Annotated in this window: 16 protein-coding genes; 10 read left to right on the forward strand and 6 right to left on the reverse strand. The window is 59.6% G+C overall.

Translation table 11 applies throughout. The features are described 5' to 3' along the window. Window positions 1-574 precede the first annotated feature (574 nt). From QYH43_RS04520 to QYH43_RS04565, 10 genes are all read left to right on the forward strand, one after another. Window positions 575-2296: an ATP-binding cassette domain-containing protein gene (locus QYH43_RS04520; protein ID WP_095059936.1), complete on the forward strand. Its 1722-nt coding sequence runs from the start codon at window positions 575-577 to the stop codon at window positions 2294-2296. Window positions 2297-2450: 154 nt separating this feature from the next. Beyond that, window positions 2451-3410: a MoxR family ATPase gene (locus tag QYH43_RS04525; protein ID WP_053158878.1), complete on the forward strand. Its 960-nt coding sequence runs from the start codon at window positions 2451-2453 to the stop codon at window positions 3408-3410. A 5-nt stretch (window positions 3411-3415) separates the two neighbouring features. Further along, window positions 3416-4360: a DUF58 domain-containing protein gene (locus QYH43_RS04530; RefSeq protein WP_095059873.1), complete on the forward strand. Its 945-nt coding sequence runs from the start codon at window positions 3416-3418 to the stop codon at window positions 4358-4360. After that, the gene (locus tag QYH43_RS04535; protein ID WP_095059874.1) at window positions 4357-4851 is read left to right on the forward strand and encodes a DUF4381 domain-containing protein; all 495 of its coding nucleotides are present in this window, start codon (window positions 4357-4359) and stop codon (window positions 4849-4851) included. The genes QYH43_RS04530 and QYH43_RS04535 overlap by 4 nt, the downstream gene beginning before the upstream one ends. Next, window positions 4844-5926, forward strand: a complete 1083-nt coding sequence (locus QYH43_RS04540) for a VWA domain-containing protein (protein ID WP_301156512.1) — start codon at window positions 4844-4846, stop codon at window positions 5924-5926. Before QYH43_RS04535 ends, QYH43_RS04540 begins: the two co-directional genes overlap by 8 nt. After that, window positions 5923-7662, forward strand: a complete 1740-nt coding sequence (locus tag QYH43_RS04545) for a tetratricopeptide repeat protein (protein WP_301156513.1) — start codon at window positions 5923-5925, stop codon at window positions 7660-7662. Before QYH43_RS04540 ends, QYH43_RS04545 begins: the two co-directional genes overlap by 4 nt. Then, window positions 7659-9299, forward strand: a complete 1641-nt coding sequence (locus QYH43_RS04550; protein WP_095059877.1) for a BatD family protein — start codon at window positions 7659-7661, stop codon at window positions 9297-9299. The genes QYH43_RS04545 and QYH43_RS04550 overlap by 4 nt, the downstream gene beginning before the upstream one ends. A 286-nt stretch (window positions 9300-9585) precedes the next feature. After that, window positions 9586-10830 (forward strand): exonuclease SbcCD subunit D C-terminal domain-containing protein, encoded by a 1245-nt coding sequence (locus tag QYH43_RS04555; protein ID WP_095059937.1) that lies wholly within the window; start codon window positions 9586-9588, stop codon window positions 10828-10830. After that, complete coding sequence (locus QYH43_RS04560; protein WP_301156514.1) at window positions 10827-14468, forward strand: AAA family ATPase; 3642 nt, start codon at window positions 10827-10829, stop codon at window positions 14466-14468. Before QYH43_RS04555 ends, QYH43_RS04560 begins: the two co-directional genes overlap by 4 nt. After that, window positions 14465-15061 (forward strand): glutathione S-transferase, encoded by a 597-nt coding sequence (locus tag QYH43_RS04565; RefSeq protein WP_095151216.1) that lies wholly within the window; start codon window positions 14465-14467, stop codon window positions 15059-15061. Before QYH43_RS04560 ends, QYH43_RS04565 begins: the two co-directional genes overlap by 4 nt. A gap of 211 nt (window positions 15062-15272) precedes the next feature. Here QYH43_RS04565 and QYH43_RS04570 read toward each other — a convergent pair whose 3' ends face one another. From QYH43_RS04570 to QYH43_RS04595, 6 genes are all read right to left on the reverse strand, one after another. Beyond that, a complete protein-coding gene (locus QYH43_RS04570) occupies window positions 15273-15398 on the reverse strand; it encodes a hypothetical protein (protein ID WP_256580366.1) in 126 nt (41 codons plus the stop codon). 207 nt (window positions 15399-15605) lie between these two features. After that, window positions 15606-15785 carry a hypothetical protein gene (locus QYH43_RS04575; RefSeq protein ID WP_095059880.1) on the reverse strand — a complete coding sequence of 60 codons (180 nt, stop codon included), beginning with the start codon at window positions 15783-15785 and terminating at the stop codon, window positions 15606-15608. A gap of 156 nt (window positions 15786-15941) precedes the next feature. Continuing rightward, window positions 15942-17111 carry a lactonase family protein gene (locus QYH43_RS04580; protein WP_095059881.1) on the reverse strand — a complete coding sequence of 390 codons (1170 nt, stop codon included), beginning with the start codon at window positions 17109-17111 and terminating at the stop codon, window positions 15942-15944. Further along, window positions 17104-17400: a DUF5629 family protein gene (locus QYH43_RS04585; protein ID WP_095059882.1), complete on the reverse strand. Its 297-nt coding sequence runs from the start codon at window positions 17398-17400 to the stop codon at window positions 17104-17106. Before QYH43_RS04585 ends, QYH43_RS04580 begins: the two co-directional genes overlap by 8 nt. A gap of 151 nt (window positions 17401-17551) precedes the next feature. Then, window positions 17552-19936 carry an RND family transporter gene (locus QYH43_RS04590; protein ID WP_095059883.1) on the reverse strand — a complete coding sequence of 795 codons (2385 nt, stop codon included), beginning with the start codon at window positions 19934-19936 and terminating at the stop codon, window positions 17552-17554. 28 nt (window positions 19937-19964) lie between these two features. Then, window positions 19965-21017 carry a YCF48-related protein gene (locus QYH43_RS04595; RefSeq protein WP_301156515.1) on the reverse strand — a complete coding sequence of 351 codons (1053 nt, stop codon included), beginning with the start codon at window positions 21015-21017 and terminating at the stop codon, window positions 19965-19967. Window positions 21018-21145: the final 128 nt, after the last annotated feature.

Below are 21145 nucleotides of genomic sequence, written 5' to 3' on the forward strand. Positions count from 1 at the left end.
CAAAACTAAACACGCCATCCCATTGAATCAAAAACAAAAAAAAACGATACAACAACACAATCAGAAAATTGACGACTTTCATCCTACATTCCGCCAAGAGCGGGCCTACATCGGCTTAGGAAGTGATGAACTGTCCGCACCACAAACTCACTGCTATTAATTAATCACTTCCGAAAAAAAGCCGTAACAGAACAATTTCAAGTCGACGCACTTTATGACGACACACAAGAAGCCAAAGACAGAAAAACACTAAACTTTCTAGCGAATTCAAAAATATTACGATGCCTTATCGACCTGAACCCCGTAAAAAACCTGAGACTTCCACTGCTGGACCTCCCTCTCAGAGCTTACGTAGCAAGTGTTCCTTCGCAACTAGACGCGCTGAGACAAAATCTATTGGCGACCAACAGGACCATTTACCACAGAGTCGTCACTCAATACGCTGATGACGGCATTGTCTGCCAGGCTTATATTCCTGGCCTTGAACGCTTCAACATCATAAGAAATGGGAGCCTGGTCGCCCCACAACGAATCCTACGCCAACCTCGAAACCCACTTGTTTTTCAGGCAACCCATGCAGACAATTATTAGAACAACCTGCAAAAAATACACTGCATTGCTGATCTCAACATGCACCACTATATTCGCACTAAAAATAATGTCGCTAGCCCCACCATTACTATTGGGTAAAATTGTCGACACCCTGAACAGCAGCAATCCGTCCACACTCAACACACTCTTATTGTTAACAGCAGGCTTCACACTGGCCGGATGTATTCAGGCAATCATTCACCCACTGCAAATTTTCTTCCTGTCCAAGTTGGTACAGCAGGCCGTAATGAATGCATCCATCGAGTGGATTGCCCAACTTATGCGCAAAGAATTCCTTCAATTCAGTTCTTGGCGTATTGGTTACTTTATAAAGTCAGTTGAGCGTGGGATAACGGCAAATGAGCAACTGCTGACATTTTTTGTGACCGTTGGCCTTCCTCTGTGCGTGGAGTTTCTGATTGTCGCCAGTGCTTTTGTCTACATGGGTGGCACCGGAATTTTTCTGGCAATGACCTCTCTTGGCATTGTCTATCTCTTCGTGGCTCACCAGATCATCAGGTGGCGCCGAAAGCACATCGATGCAGTCAATGAACAAGAGGATGAGCTGAGCGGCGTCTTGTTCAACACCATCAACATTGGCAAGTCTATAAAACTGGAACGCGCAGAGCACACCGCAACAAAGCCTCTGAACCGGGCCTTCGTCCAATACGCCGAAGCCGCGGTTATCGCGGCAAGCTCTGGCGGTTTCCTGAACGGAGCGAAAGTCCTGTTTGTAAGTCTCTCTACGGGAGGGCTCCTCAGTTGGGGGGTTCTCGGTCAGCTTTCAAGCGAACCTGGTATCAGCGTTGGGCAACTGGTTGCCATTTTTTCCATTGCTGGAAGCTTTTTGCTGAACATCACTGCGTTGACGGAGGGTTATCGGGTACTTGATCAGTTTCTGGCGGATCAACGACGCATGCAGCAGCTTTTGGCACTGCCAAACTTTGACGATAGTAATCGCCAGACCGACATCCAATCCCGACGCGTCTCGAAGCTGGTCCTTGAGCCTTGTGTGGTGGGCGACGCCGACACAACCCGACTCTCAATTGAGAGCAGCGTTACTTTCTCTCAAGGCCAGTCAGTAGCCATTACCGGGCCCAGCGGTGCGGGTAAATCCACATTGCTTGAGACGCTGGCCGGGTTAAATGCTTCAGTGAGGAATCACTTGAGCATTGATGACATACCGATCTCCCGCTTAAGCGCCGAGGCCCATTTGAACTCGCTGAGGTATTGCCCTCAATTACCGCAGTTTCTGGAGGGTCAATTCGATATCTCCGTATTGTTCGGAATGCCTCCCTCCCCCCATCTGAGCGATGCAATACAACGGCTTGACCTTGAAGATATCGTTTCCCATCGCAACATCAGCGAAAACGCATCCAACATATCGGGTGGAGAGGGCAAACGATTGTCATTGCTGCGCGTGATCAACAGGCCAGGGCGGTTCAATTTGTTCGATGAACCCAGTGCATCGATCGAGCCGAAGCTCGCTACGCCAGTGTGGGATTTGTTGTTTGAAACATTTGCCGCGCATGGACTGATTTGTGTAACCCATGATGTCCGGCATCTGCATCGCTTTGATCGAGTCATCGTCATGCAGGAGGGCGCCATTGTTGACGACGGTCCGTGGTGTGAATTGGTCAAACGCAAAGCCGTAAAACTGCTGCTGAGCGACCTTCAAACAGAGGAGCATTACCTGCATGGCTGATCCCTTTTCCCTGCGAAGGGCGCGAACAGGTTCAAATCCCTGCAAATTGCACAAAATGCCGTTAGTCGCCGCCCCCCGCGATGGATTAAAGTAACGCCCCCAGCCTTGGCGTATTTCGAACGCCTCGGCCACCCTTTTCCAGGAACAGTCATCGATGGAACATCGTGAGGCGCTGCTAGCGCTGCGAACCTTTCTTTCAACGCAGATTCTCGGCCAGGAAAAACTCATCGAGCGCTTGCTCATCGCCCTGCTTGCCGACGGCCACATGCTGGTCGAGGGTGCCCCTGGCCTGGCCAAGACCAAGGCCATCAAAGAACTCGCTGAAGGCATCGAAGCCCAGTTCCATCGCATCCAGTTCACTCCGGACCTGTTGCCGGCCGACATCACCGGCACGGAAATCTATCGTCCGGAAACCGGCAGCTTCGTGTTCCAGCAAGGCCCGATTTTCCACAACCTGGTGTTGGCGGACGAAATCAACCGTGCTCCGGCCAAGGTTCAGTCGGCATTGCTCGAAGCCATGGCCGAGCGTCAGGTCAGTGTCGGGCGCAGCACGTATGAGTTGTCACCGCTGTTTCTGGTGATGGCCACGCAGAACCCGATCGAGCAGGAAGGCACCTATCCGCTGCCCGAAGCCCAACTCGACCGTTTCCTGATGCACGTCAAAATCGGTTTCCCCGATGCCACCGTCGAACGCCGCATCCTGCAGCAGGCCCGGGGCGAAGCCCTGAACGGCGAAACCAAACCCGAGCGCCGGGTCAGTCAGCAGGCAATCTTCGCCGCACGCAAGGAAATCCTCGGTTTGTACATGGCCGACGCCGTGGAGGAATACCTGGTGCAACTGGTCATGGCCACGCGCACCCCGGCCAAGTTCGACCCGGAAATGGCCGAGTGGATCGCCTACGGCGCCAGCCCTCGCGGCTCCATTGCCCTGGACCGCTGCGCCCGCGCCCATGCCTGGCTGGCCGGTCGTGACTTCGTCAGCCCCGAAGACATTCAGGCCGTGCTGTTCGACGTACTGCGCCACCGCATCATTCTTTCCTTTGAAGCCGAAGCCGCCGGCATCGATCAGGACCGGGTGGTCCAGCGGATTCTCGACGTCGTAGCCGTCGCTTGACCCCGATGAATGCGATCCTGCCGCCCGAACCGGGCATCCGCGTCAGCCTCGCCGAGCTGATCGAGATGCGCCATCGCGTGCGTGAAGTGCAGTTGTTCTCCACACCGAGCCAGCGCAGCCCGCTGATTGGCCTGCACCACTCCAAGTTGCGCGGACGCGGTGTGGACTTCGATCAGGTGCGGGTCTATCAGGCCGGCGACGATGTGCGCACCATCGACTGGCGCGTGACTGCCCGGACGCAGGAGCCACATACCAAGCTGTTCCATGAGGAGCGCGAGCGGCCGATTTTCATCATGGTCGAACAAAGCCGCCGACTGTTTTTCGGCTCGGGGCTGATGTTCAAATCCGTGCTCGCCGCTCAAGCTGCGAGCCTGATCGGCTGGGCCGCGCTGGGTCATAACGACCGGGTCGGCGGGCTGGTGTTCGGCGACAACGAGCACTACGAGATCAAGCCCCGACGCAGCAAACAAAGCCTGCTGCAACTGCTCAACCGGCTCGTGCGGGTCAACCAGTCACTGCACACCGAAAGTGAGCCGGACCGCGATGCCTTTGGCATTGCCCTGCGCCGCGCCCGAGAGGTTTCGCGCCCGGGCAGTCTGGTGATCGTGATCTGCGACGAACGTGCCCTTTCAGACAGTGCCGAACAACAATTGAGCCTGTTGTCGCGACATTGCGACCTGTTGCTGCTGCCACTGTCCGATCCGCTGGATCATGCCCTCCCCGCCGCCGGACTTTTGCGCTTCGCCGAGCGCGGCGCGCAACTGGAACTCGACACCCTCAATTTCGAACTGCGCCAGACGTATCGCGCCCAGGCCGAAGTGCGGATCGCCCGCTGGGAACTGCTGGCGCAGAAATTGCGCGTATTGATGATGCCTTTGAGCACCCAAAGCGAGATGGTCGAGCAACTGCGCGAGTACCTGAACCCACAGAATGCGGGGAAAGGACGATGAGCGGACTCGATCAACTGCAACCGCTGATTCTCCCGCCTCCGATCGGTTTCTGGCCGCCGGCGCCGGGCTGGTGGTTGCTGTTGTTATTGCTGCCACTGATAGGTTTCGGTGTGTGGAAGCTGCCGAGTTTCTTTCCGAAAAAGCAGCCTGTGGTACGCGCCGAACAATCGCTCGACCCAGTGCGTCTCGCCGCGCTGGCGGAACTGGCGCTGATGCCAAAACCCTACGATGGCGCGCCCGCCGGTGCGTGGTTGCAGCAACTGAACGGCTTGCTCAAGCGTTTGTGCCGCAACCATTACCCCTACAGCCAGAGCCACACGCTCAACGGACGTAAATGGCTGGCATTCCTCGATAACCGCTGCCCCGCGGCGGGACTGACGCGCTGGATGGTTCTGGTGGAAGGCGCCTACAAGCCCGAATGCAAACTCGACGACAAGGCCATCGCTGGCCTGACCCAAGCCGTCGATACATGGATTCGCAAGCATGTTTGAATTCGCCTGGCCGTGGATGTTCGCCCTGTTACCGCTGCCTTGGCTGATGCGCCTGGTGTTGCCGGTGGCCGACAGCGGCGAACCCGCACTCAAGGTCAGTTTTCTCAGCGACCTCGAAGGCCTCGCCGGGCGCCGTGCCCGGGCCAATCTGCCAGCGTGGCGGCAACAGGCACCGTTCATGCTGATCTGGTTGTTTCTGTTGGTGGCCGCGGCGCGCCCGCAATGGCTCGGCGAGCCACTACCCATTGCCGCCAGTGGCCGTGATTTGCTGGTGGCGGTGGACGTCTCCGGCTCGATGGACTTCCCGGACATGAAGTGGCAGGACGAAGAAGTCAGCCGGCTTGAGCTGGTTCAGCACTTGCTCGGCGACTTCCTTGAAAACCGTGAGGGCGATCGCGTCGGTCTGATTCTGTTCGGTAGTCAGGCTTACGTGCAGGCACCGCTGACGTTCGATCGACGCACTGTTCGCGTGTGGCTCGATGAAGCGCGCATCGGCATCGCTGGCAAAAACACCGCCATTGGCGACGCCATCGGTCTAGCCCTTAAACGCCTGCGCCAACGCCCGGCGCAAAGCCGTGTGCTGATTCTCGTCACTGACGGCGCCAACAATGGCGGCGAAATCGACCCGCTCACCGCTGCGCGACTGGCCGCCAAAGAAGGTGTAAAAATCTACCCGATCGGCATCGGCGCCGATCCGGAACAAAGCGGTACGGTCGGTTTTCTCGGCGTCAATCCGAGCCTGGACCTGGACGAACCGGCCCTTCAGGCCATCGCTGCGGCCACCGGCGGCCAGTATTTCCGTGCCCACGATGCCAAGGAGTTGCAGGCGATCAAGGACACCCTCGACCAACTGGAACCGGTGACTCAGCAACCGACCCAGGCCCGCCCGGCCCAGGCGTTGTATCACTGGCCGCTGACCCTGGCACTGTGGTTGAGCCTGTTGCTGGTGGGCCGTACGCTCTGGCCGGACAATCCGCTGCAACGCCTGATGACCAAAGAAATGTTCGCTCAAACGCAACTGTTGCCTGACTGGCGCGAACGACTCAAACGCCTGCGTCTTCGGAGGCGAAGATGAGTGCGTTGTGGCCGTTCTGGTTCCGACCCTGGTGGTTGCTGTTGTTGCCGCTGCTTGGCTGGCTGCTGTGGCAACTCTGGCACCGCAAGAAGCGCGCCGGGCGCTGGCAAATGATTCTGCCGCCTGCCTTTCATGCCGCGCTGCTCAGTGGCGGCGACGGCCGCGACAGCAAGTTGCCATGGATCGCCCTGGGTCTGGCGTGGATGTTGACCGTACTCGCCCTGTTGGGGCCGGGCTGGACTCGCGTCGAACAGACCAGCCAGAAACCCGCCGACCCACTGGTGGTAATTCTTGAACTGACGCCGGAAATGCTCGCCACCGACGTGACGCCGAATCGACTGGAACAGGCCCGACGCAAACTGCTCGACCTGTTGCAGGCCCGCAGCGACGCCCAGACCGCGATCGTCGTCTACGCCGGCAGTGCGCACACGCTGGTGCCGCTGTCGGATGACCTGTCCACCAGCCGCAACCTGCTCGATGCGCTCAAGCCATCACTGATGCCCGAGGCCGGCCATCGCGCCGACCTGGCCGTGGACAAGGCCCTGAACCTGCTGCAACAGGGCGCCCTCGGTGACGGGCGGATCCTGTTGATCGGCTCGTCACTGACGGAACAGGAACGCCAAGGCATTCGCCGGGCAATGCGCGGTCAATCGACAGAGTTTTTGATGCTTGGCATCGGCACTGCCGAAGGGTCGCCGATCACTCAGGAGGACGGCAGCTTCCTCAAGGACGAACAGGGCGCGATCCTGGTGTCACGTCTGGACGAGCCGGGCTTGAAGTCCTTTGTCAACGACCTGGATGGACGCTATCGCCACGCGCGCCTGAGTGATAGCGACTTGCGCGCCCTCGGCCTGCTCGACGGTCCGCGCACCCTGCGAAACGATGGCCAGACGTTGCGCCTCGACACGTGGGCGGATCAGGGTTACTGGTTGCTGCTTCCGCTGTTGCTGCTCGCGGCATGCGCGGGTCGCCGTGGCTGGCTGCTCTGCCTGCCGCTGCTGTTCGCGTTGCCGCAACCCGTCTATGCATTCGATTTCGAAGACCTGTGGCTGCGCCCCGATCAGCAAGGCCTGCATTTGCTCAAGAAAAAACAGCCGGCTGAAGCTGCGCAGCATTTCGAAGACCATCAATGGCAAGGCGTGGCACTCTATGAAGCCGGTGATTACGCCGCAGCCGCCGAACGCTTCGCCGAAGGCGATGACGCCCACGCCCACTACAATCGGGGTAACGCCCTCGCAAGAAGCGGTGAGCTGGAGGCTGCGCTCGACGCTTATGAACAGGCACTGGAACGGCAACCGGATTTGCGCCCGGCCCTGACCAACAAGGCGTTGGTAGAAAGTCTGCTCAAGCTGAAAATCGATCCGACGGCCCCTGAACCGGAGAAAAACCCGAGTACCCAACCCGATATCGATCCCCCCCCTGCACCACCCAGCGCCGCCATCGAGCCATCGAACAGCGACGAAGCCAGTGCCGAGGGCAAACCAGCCGAGCCGGGCGATGAGCCACCGCCCACCGCACCGCCAAAACCTGGTTCCAATGAGGTCCCGGGCAGCGAACTGGGCGATGAGCAACACACCACGCCGCCCTTGCGTCCGGTCACCGACAGCCTTGAAGGTGAGCAGCGCCAGGCACTGGAGCAATGGCTAAGGCAGATCCCGGATGACCCCGGCGAATTGCTCAGGCGCAAATTCTGGTACGAACAGCAACAACATCAGGATCAGGAAAATACTCGATGACCCGCTTCACCGCTTTATTGCTCGCCCTGCTGATTTGGGCAGTACAGGCCCAGGCTGGGGAGCTGGTTGCCAGTGTGGATCGCAGTCGCCTGAGTTCAGGCGAAACAGTCGAACTGACCCTGGAATCCACCGATGTCACACAGTTCGGCAAACCTGACCTGATACCACTGGAACCGCTGTTCGACGTGCGCGGCACTCGCCAGGTCAACCAGTTGAATACCCTCAATGGTGACAATCGGGCCACCACGCGCTGGATCATCACCCTGCTGCCCCGCCAAAATGGCAGCGTGGTCATCCCCTCACTGCAACTGGGCGACCTCCAGAGCCAGCCGATCACCCTGCAAGTGATCGAGAGCGAAACACCCGATAACCCGAACAAACGCGCGCCGGTGTTCATTGACGCCAGCCTCGATCAAAGCAGCGTCTACGTGCAGGCTCAGGCCATATTGACCCTGCGCGTCTACCATTCGGTGTCTCTGTACGACGACAGTAGCCTGCCGCCTCTGCAAATTCCCGACGCGCGCATCGAATCACTGGGTGACCCGCGCACCTACGAAAAAGACATCGACGGCCTGCGCCACGGGGTGATCGAAAAGCGCTATGCAATCTACCCGCAACACAGCGGTGAGCTGATTATTCCGGCCCAGAACTTCAGTGCCGCGCTCGTTGCCGCACAGGCGCAACACGACTCTGGCGCTCAGGATCCGAGGTCCGGCAAACTGATGCGCGTCAGTTCCACCGAGTTGCTGCTGACCGTCAAGGCCAAACCCGCCACCTATCCGGCCGACGCCCCTTGGCTGCCTGCGCGCAGCCTGTCCCTGAGCGAAAGCTGGAATCCGGAACCGGATCGCGCACAGGTCGGCGACTCGCTGACCCGCAGCCTGATCGTGAAAGCCGATGGATTGGCCAGCACGCAATTGCCGCCCTTGCCCGGCACAGAGGTCGCCGGGCTGCGCCGCTACCCCGATCAGCCGGTGCTCGGCAACCAGAACACCGAACGGGGTCTGGTCGGCAGTCGGGAAGACCGTGAAGCCCTGGTGCCGACCCGTACCGGCGCCGTTGACCTGCCCGGCGTCGACGTGGTGTGGTGGAACACCTTTGAAGATCATCTGGAACACAGCAGCCTGCCCGCCCGCACGCTGCTTGTGGCGGTCAATCCGAGCCTTGTAGTCGATACACCGGCCAGCACCTCACCCGTCGAATCCAGTGCCGACAGCGGAACACTCTGGCGCTGGAAACTCAGTACGCTGATCCTCGCCTGCACCACCCTGCTCGGCTTCGGTCTCTGGTGGCGCGGTCGCTGGAAACCGGCGCTCCTGCGCACGGCCCAAACCGGCCCGAGCCCGCGCACCGTGCTCGACGACCTCAAGCGCGCCTGCCAGGCCAACGACTCCCACGCCACCCGCCAGGCCCTCGATGCCTGGGCCCGGCAACAGCCGGAAACCCTGGCCGACATGGCCGCCCGCTTCGTCCCCCTGTCCGACGCCCTAGACGGCCTGAACGGCGCGCTCTACAGCGAAACCGGCCAGCACTGGCAAGGCGAAGAGCTGTGGCGTGCGATCAAGGCGATCCCGATTGCCGAGCGGGTTCAGGATCCGGTGGGTGACAGTGGGTTGCCGCCGCTTTATCCGAAATAGCCCCCATCCTGATGGCAATGAATTTTGGCTGGGATCAGATGTTTTTCCGTGGCGAGGGAGCTTGCTCCCGCTCGGCTGCGCAGCAGTCGTCATTCGGCTTGCACAATATTCATCAAAGGTCTCAAGGGGGCAGCTTCGCCGCCCAGCGGGAGCAAGCTCCCTCGCCACAGGCATAAGGTTCCAAAACATCCACCGAGCGACAGGACTTTTTTGCCAGTAAACTCTCTCCCCTTTCGCCGCCTTCATTTTCCACGCGGCCATCACCTATTTTGTAGCGGAGTCCGCCTTGCGCTTGTTTCACACCTCCGACTGGCATCTCGGGCAGAACCTGCACGGCCAGGATCGCGATTTCGAACACGGCTGTTTCCTCGACTGGCTGCTGCGTCAATTGAAGCTGGACCAGCCTGATGCGCTGCTGATTGCCGGCGATATCTTCGACACGGTCAACCCGCCGGTCAAAGCCCAGGAGCGTCTCTACGACTTCATCGTCAGCGCCCACGAACAACAGCCGTTACTGACCATCGTGATGATTGCCGGCAACCACGATTCCGGCTCGCGCATCGAACTGCCCGCGCCGTTGATGCGCCGTTTGCGTACCCATGCGTTGGGTCGGGTGTTGTGGCTCGATGACGGTCAATTGGACGCCGAGCGCCTGTTGCTGCCCTTGCCCGATGCCAGTGGTGAAATCACCGGCTGGTGCCTGGCGTTGCCGTTTCTGCGGCCCGCCGAAGTCACCGGCGCGCATCTGGGCGACAATTATTTGCGCGGCATCGGCCAGGTGCATGAATGGCTGATCGAAGCGGCAAATGCCAAACGCCAGAAGGGTCAGGCACTGATCGCCATCAGCCACGCGCACATGGCCGGCGGCTCGGTATCGGAAGACTCCGAGCGCAGCCTGATCATCGGCAACGCCGAGGCCCTGCCCGCCAGCCTGTTCGGGCCGAGTATCAGCTACGTTGCCCTCGGTCACTTGCACAAGCCGCAGAAGGTCAATGGCGAGGAGCGCATTCGCTACTGCGGTTCGCCGATTCCGTTGTCGTTTTCCGAGATCGGTTATCAGCATCAGATTCTTCACGTCACGCTCGACGGCGAAACCCTGGTCAGCGTCGAGCCGAAACTGATTCCCCGCGCAGTCAATTTGCAGCGCATCGGCCCGGCACCGCTGGCGGACATCCTCCTGCAACTGGCGGACCTGCCGAACATCGACCTGCTGGCCGATCTCCAGCGTCAACCGTGGCTCGAAGTACGGGTGCATCTTGACGAGCCGCAGCCGGACTTGCGCCACCAAGTGGAAACCGCCCTGCAAGGCAAAGCCGTGCGCCTGGTGCGCATCGCCGCCGAGTACGCCGGCAACGGCAGCCGTGACGGTGCAGACGATGGCAACGCGTTGATCGAACTGGACCAGCTCACGCCCCAGGAACTGTTCAGCCGTGCCTGGCAAGACAATTACGGCAGCGAGGTCGACGAACAGACCCTCAAGGACTTTGCCGAGCTGTTGCAAGACGTGCAGATGGAGAGCGAACAACCATGAAAATCCTCGCGATCCGCCTGAAAAACCTCGCCTCGCTGGCCGGGCCGTTTGAAATTGATTTCACTGCCGAACCCTTGGCCAGTGCCGGACTGTTCGCCATCACCGGCCCGACCGGCGCCGGCAAAAGTACCCTGCTCGATGCCTTGTGCCTGGCGTTGTTCGGTGCCGTACCCCGCCTGAACAACACCGGTCGTGACGCCAAGGTGCCGGACGCCGATGGCGAAATCGGCACCGGTGATCCGCGCACCCTGCTGCGACGCGGTACCGGCGAAGGTTATGCCGAAGTGGATTTCGTCGGTGTCGACGGCCGCCGCTATCGGGCGCGCTGGGAAGCCAACCGCGCCCGCGACAAAGCCGCCGGCAAGCTGCAGGCCAGTCGCCAGAGCTTGCGTGATATCGATCAGGACCAACTGCTTGCCAGCCAGAAAGGTGAGTACAAGACCCAGCTCGAAGCCGCACTGGGCCTGAACTTCGAACAGTTCACTCGCGCCGTGCTGCTGGCGCAAAGCGAATTCAGCGCCTTCCTCAAGGCCGATGACAACGACCGCAGCGAGCTGCTGGAAAAACTCACCGACACCGCGCTGTACACCCGTCTCGGTCGCCGGGCTTTCGACAAGACCAAAGAAGCCCGCGAGGCCCACAAACTGCTGCAGGATAAGGCCAGCGGTGTCACACCGCTTTCGCCCGAAGCCCGTGCCGAACTGGACCAGCGTTTCGGTGAGGCACAGCAACAACTCAAGACCCAGCAGGCACAGCTCAAGCAACTCGAGCTGCAACACACCTGGCTCAAGGACCTGCGCCAATTGCAGGACCAGCAACGGGCCGCCACCGAACAATTGCAGTCAGCCCAACAGCATTGGGACAGTCTGGCCGGCGAACGCTTGAAGCTGACCCGCCTGGAACAACTGGCGCCGCAACGCCACCAGTTCGCGCGCCAGACCGAACTCACTGCCCAGCTCACGCCTCTGGCAGCGCAGATTCAGCAGCACACGGCGCAGCAAGAGCAATCGCAGGCGCGCCAGGCCCAGCTCGAAGCCAGCCAGATTGCCGCTCAATCCGCCCTGACCGAAGCGCAAAGCCAACACAGCGCCAACGCACCACTGCTGCGCCAGGCCTTCGACGAGCAAAACACCCTCGCCCGCCTGGTCAAAGACACCCGCCTGAGTGCGGACCTCAAGCAGCAAGCCGAATTGGCCTGCACGCAGGGACAAACCACGATTCAAGGCCTGCTCGAACAGCAGAAGTTGGTTGCCGAGCGCTTGCAACGGATCGGCACCGAGCTTGAGCAAAGCGCTCATCTGGCACCGTTGAGCGATGCCTGGAACGCTTACCGGGATCGCCTGCAACAGTTGATGCTGGTGGGCAACCGCCTGAACAAAGGCCAGGCCGAACTGGCCGCGCTGGAACTCAGCGCCACCCGCGCCGCCGAAGAACTGGCCGCGCAAAAGCAACATTTGGAAGTGCTCTACAAAGAGGCCGGCGCCGAGCCCGAAGCGGTAGCCGAACAGATCCAGATTCTTGGCAGCCTGTTGCAGGACAACCGCAAGCAATTGCGCGCCTTCGAAGAACTGACACGGCTGTGGGCCAGCCAGCAGGAACTGGACCAGCGCAGCGGCGAATTGCAACAACGTCAACTGACGGCGCAGCAAGACCGTGAACGCCTGACCCAGGACGGCGTGCAGGCCAAGCATGAACTGGCGGTCGCCGAACAGACCTTGAGCGTCACCCGCGAGTTACTTGAACGTCAGCGTCTGGCCCGCAGCGCCAGCGTTGAAGAGTTGCGCACCCAGCTGCAAGACGATCAACCGTGCCCGGTCTGCGGCAGCGCCGAGCATCCGTATCATCAGCCCGAAGCGCTGCTGCAAAGCCTCGGTCGCTTTGATGAAAATGAACAGGCCACTGCGCAGAAAGCCGTGGACCTGCTCAAGGAGAAGCTCACCGACCTGCGTGCGGAAGTCGGCGGCGTGATCGCCCGACAAAAAGAACTGCTGCAACAACAGGAACAACTGGCGATTCAGCAGCAGAGCCTGGCGCCGAGTCTGGAAGCACATCCGCTGTCGGGGCAGTTGCTGGGCCAGGACGCCGCCAAACGCGATGCCTGGCTGGCGCGACAAAACAGCCAGTTGAACCAGAGCATCGCCGACGACGAACAACGCCAGAGCGCCCTGCTCACCCTGCAACAGGATGCTGCACGGTTGGCTCTGCAACTGCGCAACGCTGAAACGGCCAGTCAGCAAGCGACCCAGCATCTGCTCAACCAGCAACGCGAATTGACCAGCGATCGCCAGCGTCTGGACGAAGAACTGACCGCGTTCAGCACCCTGCTCCCCGCCGACACCCTGCAAGCGCTGCGCGACGAACCTGCCGCAACGTTCATGCAGCTCGACCGGCAGATCGCCCAGCGCCTGGAACAGCTTGATCAACAGCGCGAAGAGCTCGACGAACAGCAACAGCGCCAGCAGACACTGGAAAAGGAGCAGGACCGCCAGCTCACCCGGACTCAGCAACTGGACGCAACCAGCCAACAGTTCACCGCGCTCAACGAACAGCAACACGCCATCCAGCAGAAGCTCTTGCAACTGCTCGGTCAGCACACCACAGCTGAACAATGGCAGCAGCAACTCGATCAGGCTGTCGCTCTGGCACGCTCGGCGGAATCCGCCGCCGCCCAGGAACTGCAAACGGTTCGTACGTCACTGGTGCAACTGGCCGCGGAACTCAAGGCCCAGCAAGAACGCCTGCTGGCACTGGAAACCGAAAATCGAGCCTTGAGCGGCAAGATCGCCGACTGGCGAGCCTTGCACCCGGAGCTCGACGACGGCGGTCTCGATGAACTGCTGAGTATCGACGACCAGCAGGTCAGTGACTTGCGTCATCGCTTGCAGCAAAGCGAAAAAGCCATCGAGCAAGCCAAAGTCCTGCTTCAGGAACGCGATAAGCGCCTGGCGGAGCATCAGGCACAGCACAACGGCAACCTCGACGCCGAGCAACTCGCCACCGCACTGACGGACTTGCAGCACCTGTTCGGAACCAGCGAACAGCGTTGCGCCGAATTGCGCGCAGAGCAGGCCGAAGACCAGCGCCGGCAAAACGCCAATCAGGCCCTGGCGCAGCAAATCGCCGATGCCTACAGCGAGTACCAGCGCTGGGCACGTCTCAATGCATTGATCGGCTCGGCCACCGGCGACACCTTTCGCAAGATCGCCCAGGCTTACAATCTCGACTTGCTGGTGCACCACGCCAACGTGCAATTGCGCCAACTGGTGCGCCGCTATCGCCTCAAGCGCGGCGGCAGCATGTTGGGCCTGCTGGTGATGGACACCGAAATGGGCGACGAACTGCGCTCGGTGCACTCGTTATCAGGAGGCGAAACGTTCCTGGTGTCGCTGGCACTGGCGCTCGGGCTCGCGTCGATGGCGTCGAGCACCTTGAAGATCGAATCGTTGTTCATCGACGAAGGTTTCGGCAGCCTCGATCCGGAATCCCTGCAACTGGCCATGGACGCCCTCGACGGCTTGCAGGCGCAGGGGCGCAAGGTCGCGGTGATTTCCCACGTACAGGAAATGCATGAACGGATTCCAGTGCAGATTCAGGTCCGCCGCCAGGGCAACGGCCTGAGCACCGTGGAGGTGAAATGAACACGCTGTATTCCTTCCGCCGTTGCCCGTACGCGATGCGGGCGCGCATGGCCCTGCGCTACTCGGGCGTGGCCGTGGACATTGTCGAAGTCAGCCTGAAGGCCAAGCCCGCCGAAATGCTCGCGCTGTCGGGCAAAGGCACGGTGCCGGTGCTCAGCGCCGATGGCCGGGTGATCGACGAAAGCCTCGACATCATGCGCTGGGCCCTGGCACAGAACGATCCGCAGGACTGGTTGCTCAAGGATGATCCTGGCGCAGCGGTGCAAATCGCCCCTTTGATCGAACAGAACGATCAGGTGTTCAAGGTGCACTTGAATCGCTACAAGTACGCCGAGCGTTATCCCGAGCAGCCGATGGAGGTTTATCGCGGCGAGGGCGAGGTGTTTTTGCAAAGGCTGGATGAATTGCTGGAGGGACGTGATTACTTGCTGGCCAGCCATCCAAGCCTGGCCGATGTGGCGTTGATGCCGTTCGTGCGCCAGTTCGCCCACGTCGACCGTGACTGGTTCGCGCAGACGCCGTATCGGCGCTTGCAGGACTGGTTGCAGCGGTTTCTGGACTCGGAGTTATTTACCGGCGTAATGCGCAAGTAAACAATGTGGTTCTGTAGCTCTGTGGCTCTGTGGCTCTGTGGCTCTGTGGCTCTGTGGCTCTGTGGCTCTGTGGCGAGGGAGCTTGCTCCCGCTCGGCTGCGTAGCAGCCGCAAATTGGCTAACTGGGTATACCTGAAAAAAACAGGGTCGCTTCGCAACCCAACGGGAGCAAGCTCCCTCGCCACAAAAAACCCCAGCCCGTTGAACTGTTTCAGCCTTCGATAAAACTCATCAAGCGTTCGCGGGCCGCTTCCGGTTCACCGGAAACAGTCTCCACGGAGGAAAGAATGGGGGCTGAATAGAGAAACAGGAAAACCAATGCCACACGCATCGCCATGTTGTCGATCCTTGCTCAAGGGGAAGTCGAAAAACCGGCGTCAAATTTAAGCGTATGGCCTTGTGATATCAAGCGCTACATTGATGGCCAACTGACACTGTCGTAAACGCGCTATGCAGGAGCGACATCACTCTGATGGTTTTCGACATTTCAGTCGTCGATCATCCAGTGAGTTCGCTCCTGCATAACAGGTGCAGGGCTGAAATTTCAGGCGTGAGTCTTGTGATCCAGCGCGGCGTAGAAATTGGCGCTTTGTTGCAGGTATTTCTGGGTGTAGCTCTGGGTGTGGTTTTTTTTGTCGCTGATTTCAACGTTGGCGCTGGCTGGCAGCGCAACGGTGGCAGAAATGGCGGAAGCGGCGATGACGGAGAAGAGGTTGAAGTTCATGGCGGTATTCCTCGGATTCAGTTGGCTTGTTTGCCCGGTGGGGCCGTGAAGCAAACTTAACCGTGGAGGATGGGAGCCTTGAAATGCTTTGTAGCAGTACCACATATCAGCGCAATTGATAAAAGGATGCAGGCCCCATCAACCGGGGCCTGCGGCCTATTGACGCACCAAGAACTTGAGATCGCTCGGGGCATCCATCGGCAGTTTTTGCACGGTTTTGCCCAGTAGCCCGGTCTTGGCATCGCGCTCGACGACGACAATCTGGTTGCTCTTCTGGTTGGCGATCAGCAGGAACTTGCCACTCGGATCGAGGCTGAACTCCCGAGGATGATCACCTTCAACCGCCCTGCGCTGCAGCTCCTTGAGATGTCCAGTCGCCGGATCCACGGCAAACACCAACAACTGGTTGGCCGTGCCACGGTTGCTGACATACAGAAACTTGCCATCGACCGAAGCGTGCAACGCCGCTGCTGCCTTGTCTGAAATCGGTTGGCCGGCCGCCAGATCGACCATCTGCGTCTGCTCAAGCTTGCCATCGCGGTAATCGAACACCGCGACCTGCGCGCTCATTTCCATGGTCAGCCACGCGTGCTTGCCATCGGCGCTGAACAACAGATGACGCGGCCCGCTGCCGGGTGGCAGTTGCACAAATGCCGGGGTGGCCGGGGTCAATGGCAGCTCGGGATTCGCCTTGGGGTCGAAGCGATAGACAAAGACCTTATCCGCGCCCAGATCGTTGGAAAACACGTACTTGCCGTCCGGCGATGACACCGTGGAATGCACGTGCGACGACATCTGCCGCTCGGGATTGACCCGACTCGCCGGATGGCTGCTCATCTGCACCACTGCTTCAAGTTTGCCATCGGCGGTCACCGGCAATACCGCCAGCGTACCGCCCGGGTCTTCGGCCACCGAGTAATTGCTGACGAACAAGTGGCTGCCATCGGCGCTGAGGCTCGAATGGGTCGGCTCGTTGCCCAGGCTTTGCAAATGGCTTGTCAGGCTCAGTTCATGGGTCTTGGGATCAATGGCAAAACTGCTGACGCGCCCTACCGGATCGGTCTGGCCCGGTCCGTTTTCGTTGACCACAAACAGGTGCCGCTGATCCTTGGACAGGGTCAGCCATGACGGGTTTTCGCTGCTGACCACTTGCAGGGGGACGGGGTTGATTTGCCCGGTGGCGTTGTCGAACGCCAAACGGTAAATCCCCTGGCTCGAGCCTGCCGTGTACGAACCCACGAGCAATTCGACATTCTCGGCCATCGCCGTTTGTACGCCCATGGCGCCAATGCTGCCGGCCATCAACAGCGGCCAGAGATTACGCATCGTTACTTGCGTCTTCGTCGTCGTTGTCGCCACGAAATGCTGTTAAGCACACCAGTCGGTGTTCGCCTGAGTCACCGGTGATCAGCCAGCTTTGCAGGGTTGGATCGAAGGTCGCCGCCTGGATTTGCGCTGGCGTGAACTCCCAGTGTTTGGCCGCACGGCCATCCATGCATTCAATGTGCAGGTTATCGATCTCATCGAGGGAGAATTCGAAAGCGTGCAAGCCGTCGATCTCCACCATATCGCAGTGTTCGAGGACGTTGAGCAGGGTGTCGGTTGCGGTCGTCATGGCAGTCAATCTTTGAATGGGAAAGACGCAATGATAGCGCAAGCACTACCTTTCCAGTGGGAGTGAGCTTGCTCCCACAGGCTTCAAGGAAAAACCATCGGGCATGAAAAAGCCGCAACATGCGGTTGCGGCTTTTTCATTTCAGCCTGGATCAGTGGGCAAACAGCGAATTACCCTTCTGCCCAGCCAGTTTCTCCGGCTTGATCAGGAACCGCGCCAGTGCCGGCAACAGCCACAGTGCGCCGAACATGTTCCACAGCAGCATGAAGGTCAGCATCAGCCCCATGTCGGCCTGGAACTTGATGGCCGAGAAGATCCAGGTGCACACGCCGATGGCCAGGCACAGACCGGTGAACAGTACGGCCTTACCGGTAGATTTCAGCGTCTGGTAGTAGGCTTCTTGCAACGGCAGACCGGCACGCAGGAAGCTTTCCAGACGGCTGTAGATATAAATGCCGTAGTCCACGCCAATCCCCACCCCGAGCGCCACCACCGGCAGGGTCGCGACTTTCACGCCGATACCCATGAAGGCCATCAGGGCGTTGCCGAGCACCGATGTCAGTACCAGCGGCAGCACGATGCACAAGGTCGCCGCCCAAGAGCGGAAGGTGATCATGCACATGACCGCCACACAGATGTACACCAGGATCAGGATGGTCAGCTCGGACTTCTTGATCACCTCGTTGGTAGCCGCCTCGATCCCCGCGTTACCGGCAGCGAGGATGAATTCCAGGCCATCCTTGTTGTTTTCCTTGGCGAATTCCTGCACCGCATGCACCGCACGATCCAGGGTTTCGGCCTTGTGATCGTTGAGGAACACCAGCACCGGCGCCAGCGAGCAACTGTTGTTGTACAGGCCATCGGCCCGGGCAATGGAGTTGTTCAGTACGTCTGGGTTACGCGACAGGGTTTCCCATTTCAGGTTGCCCTCGTTCATGCCCTTGATCATCTGCTTGGACACAGTCACCAAAGAAATCGCCGACTGCACGCCCTCGGTGTTCTGCATCTTCCACATCAACTCATCGATCGGCGCCATGGCTTCGTAGCGCGAGCAACCTTCGGAATTGGTCTTGACCATCACCACCAAAACGTCGGAGCTGGTGGAGTAGTTGTTGATGATGAAGTTGTTGTCCTTGTTGTAGCGCGAATCCGGACGCAACTCGGGAGCACCCTGATCGAGGTCACCGATCTTCAGGTTTTGGCTGTACCAGAGGCCACCGCCAAAGGCGATCAATGCCAGCAGAATGGAAACCGGGGCCACTTTGGCGCTGGCGAAATTCGACAGCAGACGCCAGAACGGGTGTTCACGCACCGCATCTTTCTTGCTGCGTTCGACGGCACGCTTGCTGATGCCGACATAGGAAATCGCCACCGGCAGCAGGATCAGGTTGGTGAACACGATCACCGCCACGCCGATGGACGCGCCGATGGCCAGCTCGCGGATCACGCCGATATCGATGATCAGCAGCGTGATGAAACCCACCGCATCCGCAAGGATCGCAATCATCCCCGGCAGAAACAGTTGACGGAACGTACGTCGTGCTGCCGTCAGGGCGTTGTCCGCCTCGCTGGATTGCAAGGCGATACCGTTGATCTTCTGCACGCCGTGGGAAATACCGATGGCGAAGATCAGGAACGGAACGAGCATCGAATAAGGATCGAGCCCGAAGCCGAAGAAGTGCATCAAGCCCAGCTGCCAGACCACCGCCACCAGCGTCGTGCTCAACACGGCCACGGTACTGCGCAGGCAGTTGGTGAACCACAGCAACAGGATCAGGGTGATGACGAAGGCAATGCCGAAGAACATCACCACCATCACCAGGCCATCGATCAGGTCACCGACTTTCTTGGCGAAACCGACGATGTGGATCTTGACGTTGGGGTTCTGTTTTTCAAACTTGTCGCGGATCTTGTCTTCCAGCTCGTGGGAGAACTTGCGGTAATCCAGCGCCAGCAACTTGCCCTGGTCTTGCGGGTCCGGGTAGGACTCCAGCAACGGGATGTCGACGATGCTCGACTTGAAGTCATTGGACACCAGCCGCCCGACTTGCCCGGACTTGAGCACGTTGTTGCGCAGCAGGTCGAGACTGGCCTGGGAGCCGTTGTAGCTCTGCGGAATGACTTCGCCGCCGGCAAAGCCCTCTTCCGTCACTTCAGTCCAGCGAACGCTCGGACTCCACAGCGACTTGAGGCCCGAACGGTCGACACCGGAGATGTAGAACACCTCGTCGTTGATCTGACGCAGGGTCTCCATGTACTCCTTGGAGAAGATGTCGCCATCGGTGGCTTCCACCGAAATCCGCACGGTGTTGCCCAGGTTCGCCAGATCATTGCGGTGCTCCATCATCTTCTGGATGAAGGGGTGCTCCAGCGGGATCATTTTTTCGAAACTGGTGGAAGGACGGATCAGCGTCGCCTGCCAGAACAGGAAAATGCTGACCAGCAGGCAGATCGTGATCACTGCCGGGCGGTTGTTGAAGATCAGGCGTTCGAGGAACGTCGCCTTGTCCTGTTGATGAGTACTCAAGGAAGTCATAGCTGCGCCTTCTTATTATTAACCCGGCTCATTTGCCCGACTCGGTGCCATTCGGCGAGGTGACGCGAACGCCGCCCTGCCCGGCTAGAACCAGATTGCCATTGCCTGCAGCGGTGACCGCCGAGACGGAAATGCGATCCGCACGGTTGACCACTTTGAAGGTTTCGCCATCGTCGCTGCTGCGAATCACCGAACCGCCGTTGCCGACGATCACGATGGAACCGTCATCGAGCAGCGTGCTACCGGACAGACCGAACTCCAGGTCGCCGCGTTCAGCCTTGAGCTCGACTTGCTCCCAGTTGCTGCCGAAGTCGGTGGAACGGTAGAGATTGCCGCGCAGACCGTAAACCAGCAGCGTGGAAGGTTGAGCCGTGCCCATCACGCCGAACAACGAGCCTTCGTACGGACCTTCGAGTTTTTCCCAGGTCTGGCCCCAGTCGGCAGAGCGGAACATGCTGCCCTGCTCGCCAACGATGAACAGACCGGAGTCCTTGACCGCTGCGATTGCGTTCAGGTGGTACTGGTCTTCATTGTCCATGCGGTCACTGACGTCTTCCCAGTGTTTGCCGCCATCGGTGGTTTCAAGCAGCGCGCCGTAAGCACCCACGGCGAAGCCGCTGTTGACGTCCTTGAACCAGACATCGAGCAGCGGCGACTCGCGTTGGAGATCTTCGAATTGCTTGGTCCAGGTGGCGCCGCCGTCCTCGCTGGCGAGGATCTGTGCGTCATGGCCGACGGCCCAGCCGTGTTTGTCATCGACGAAAAACACCGACGTCAGCAGTGCCCGGGTTGGCACCTTGGCCTGCGCCCAGCTGGTACCCTGGTCATCGGAATAAAGGATGTGCCCGCGATCCCCAACCGCCACCAGCCGCTTGCCGGCGTGGACGACATCGAGCATCAGGCTTTTGACCGCCTTGGCAGATTCAGTGGCATAAACAACGTCGGATGCTGGCGTCGTTGCGGCCAGCACAGGTGCCGACAGCATGGCCGAGCCCAACAGCGAGAGCGCTGTAGCCAGCAACGCGATTTTGCGTAATGCCGGCGGGCGGCAGATACCCACACCCATGACAGGCTCACTCATAGACCTTCCCCCATTATTATTGTTAGGTCATTCAACCTTTCTGGGCGCCGTAAGGGTGCGTGTCTGGACCGGCAGTTTCAGAACATAGTCCTGAAACCCGCAATCCAGAGCCCCTTCGGAAGCTGGCT

This window comes from Pseudomonas sp. C32, assembly GCF_030417915.1.
Lineage (GTDB): Bacteria > Pseudomonadota > Gammaproteobacteria > Pseudomonadales > Pseudomonadaceae > Aquipseudomonas.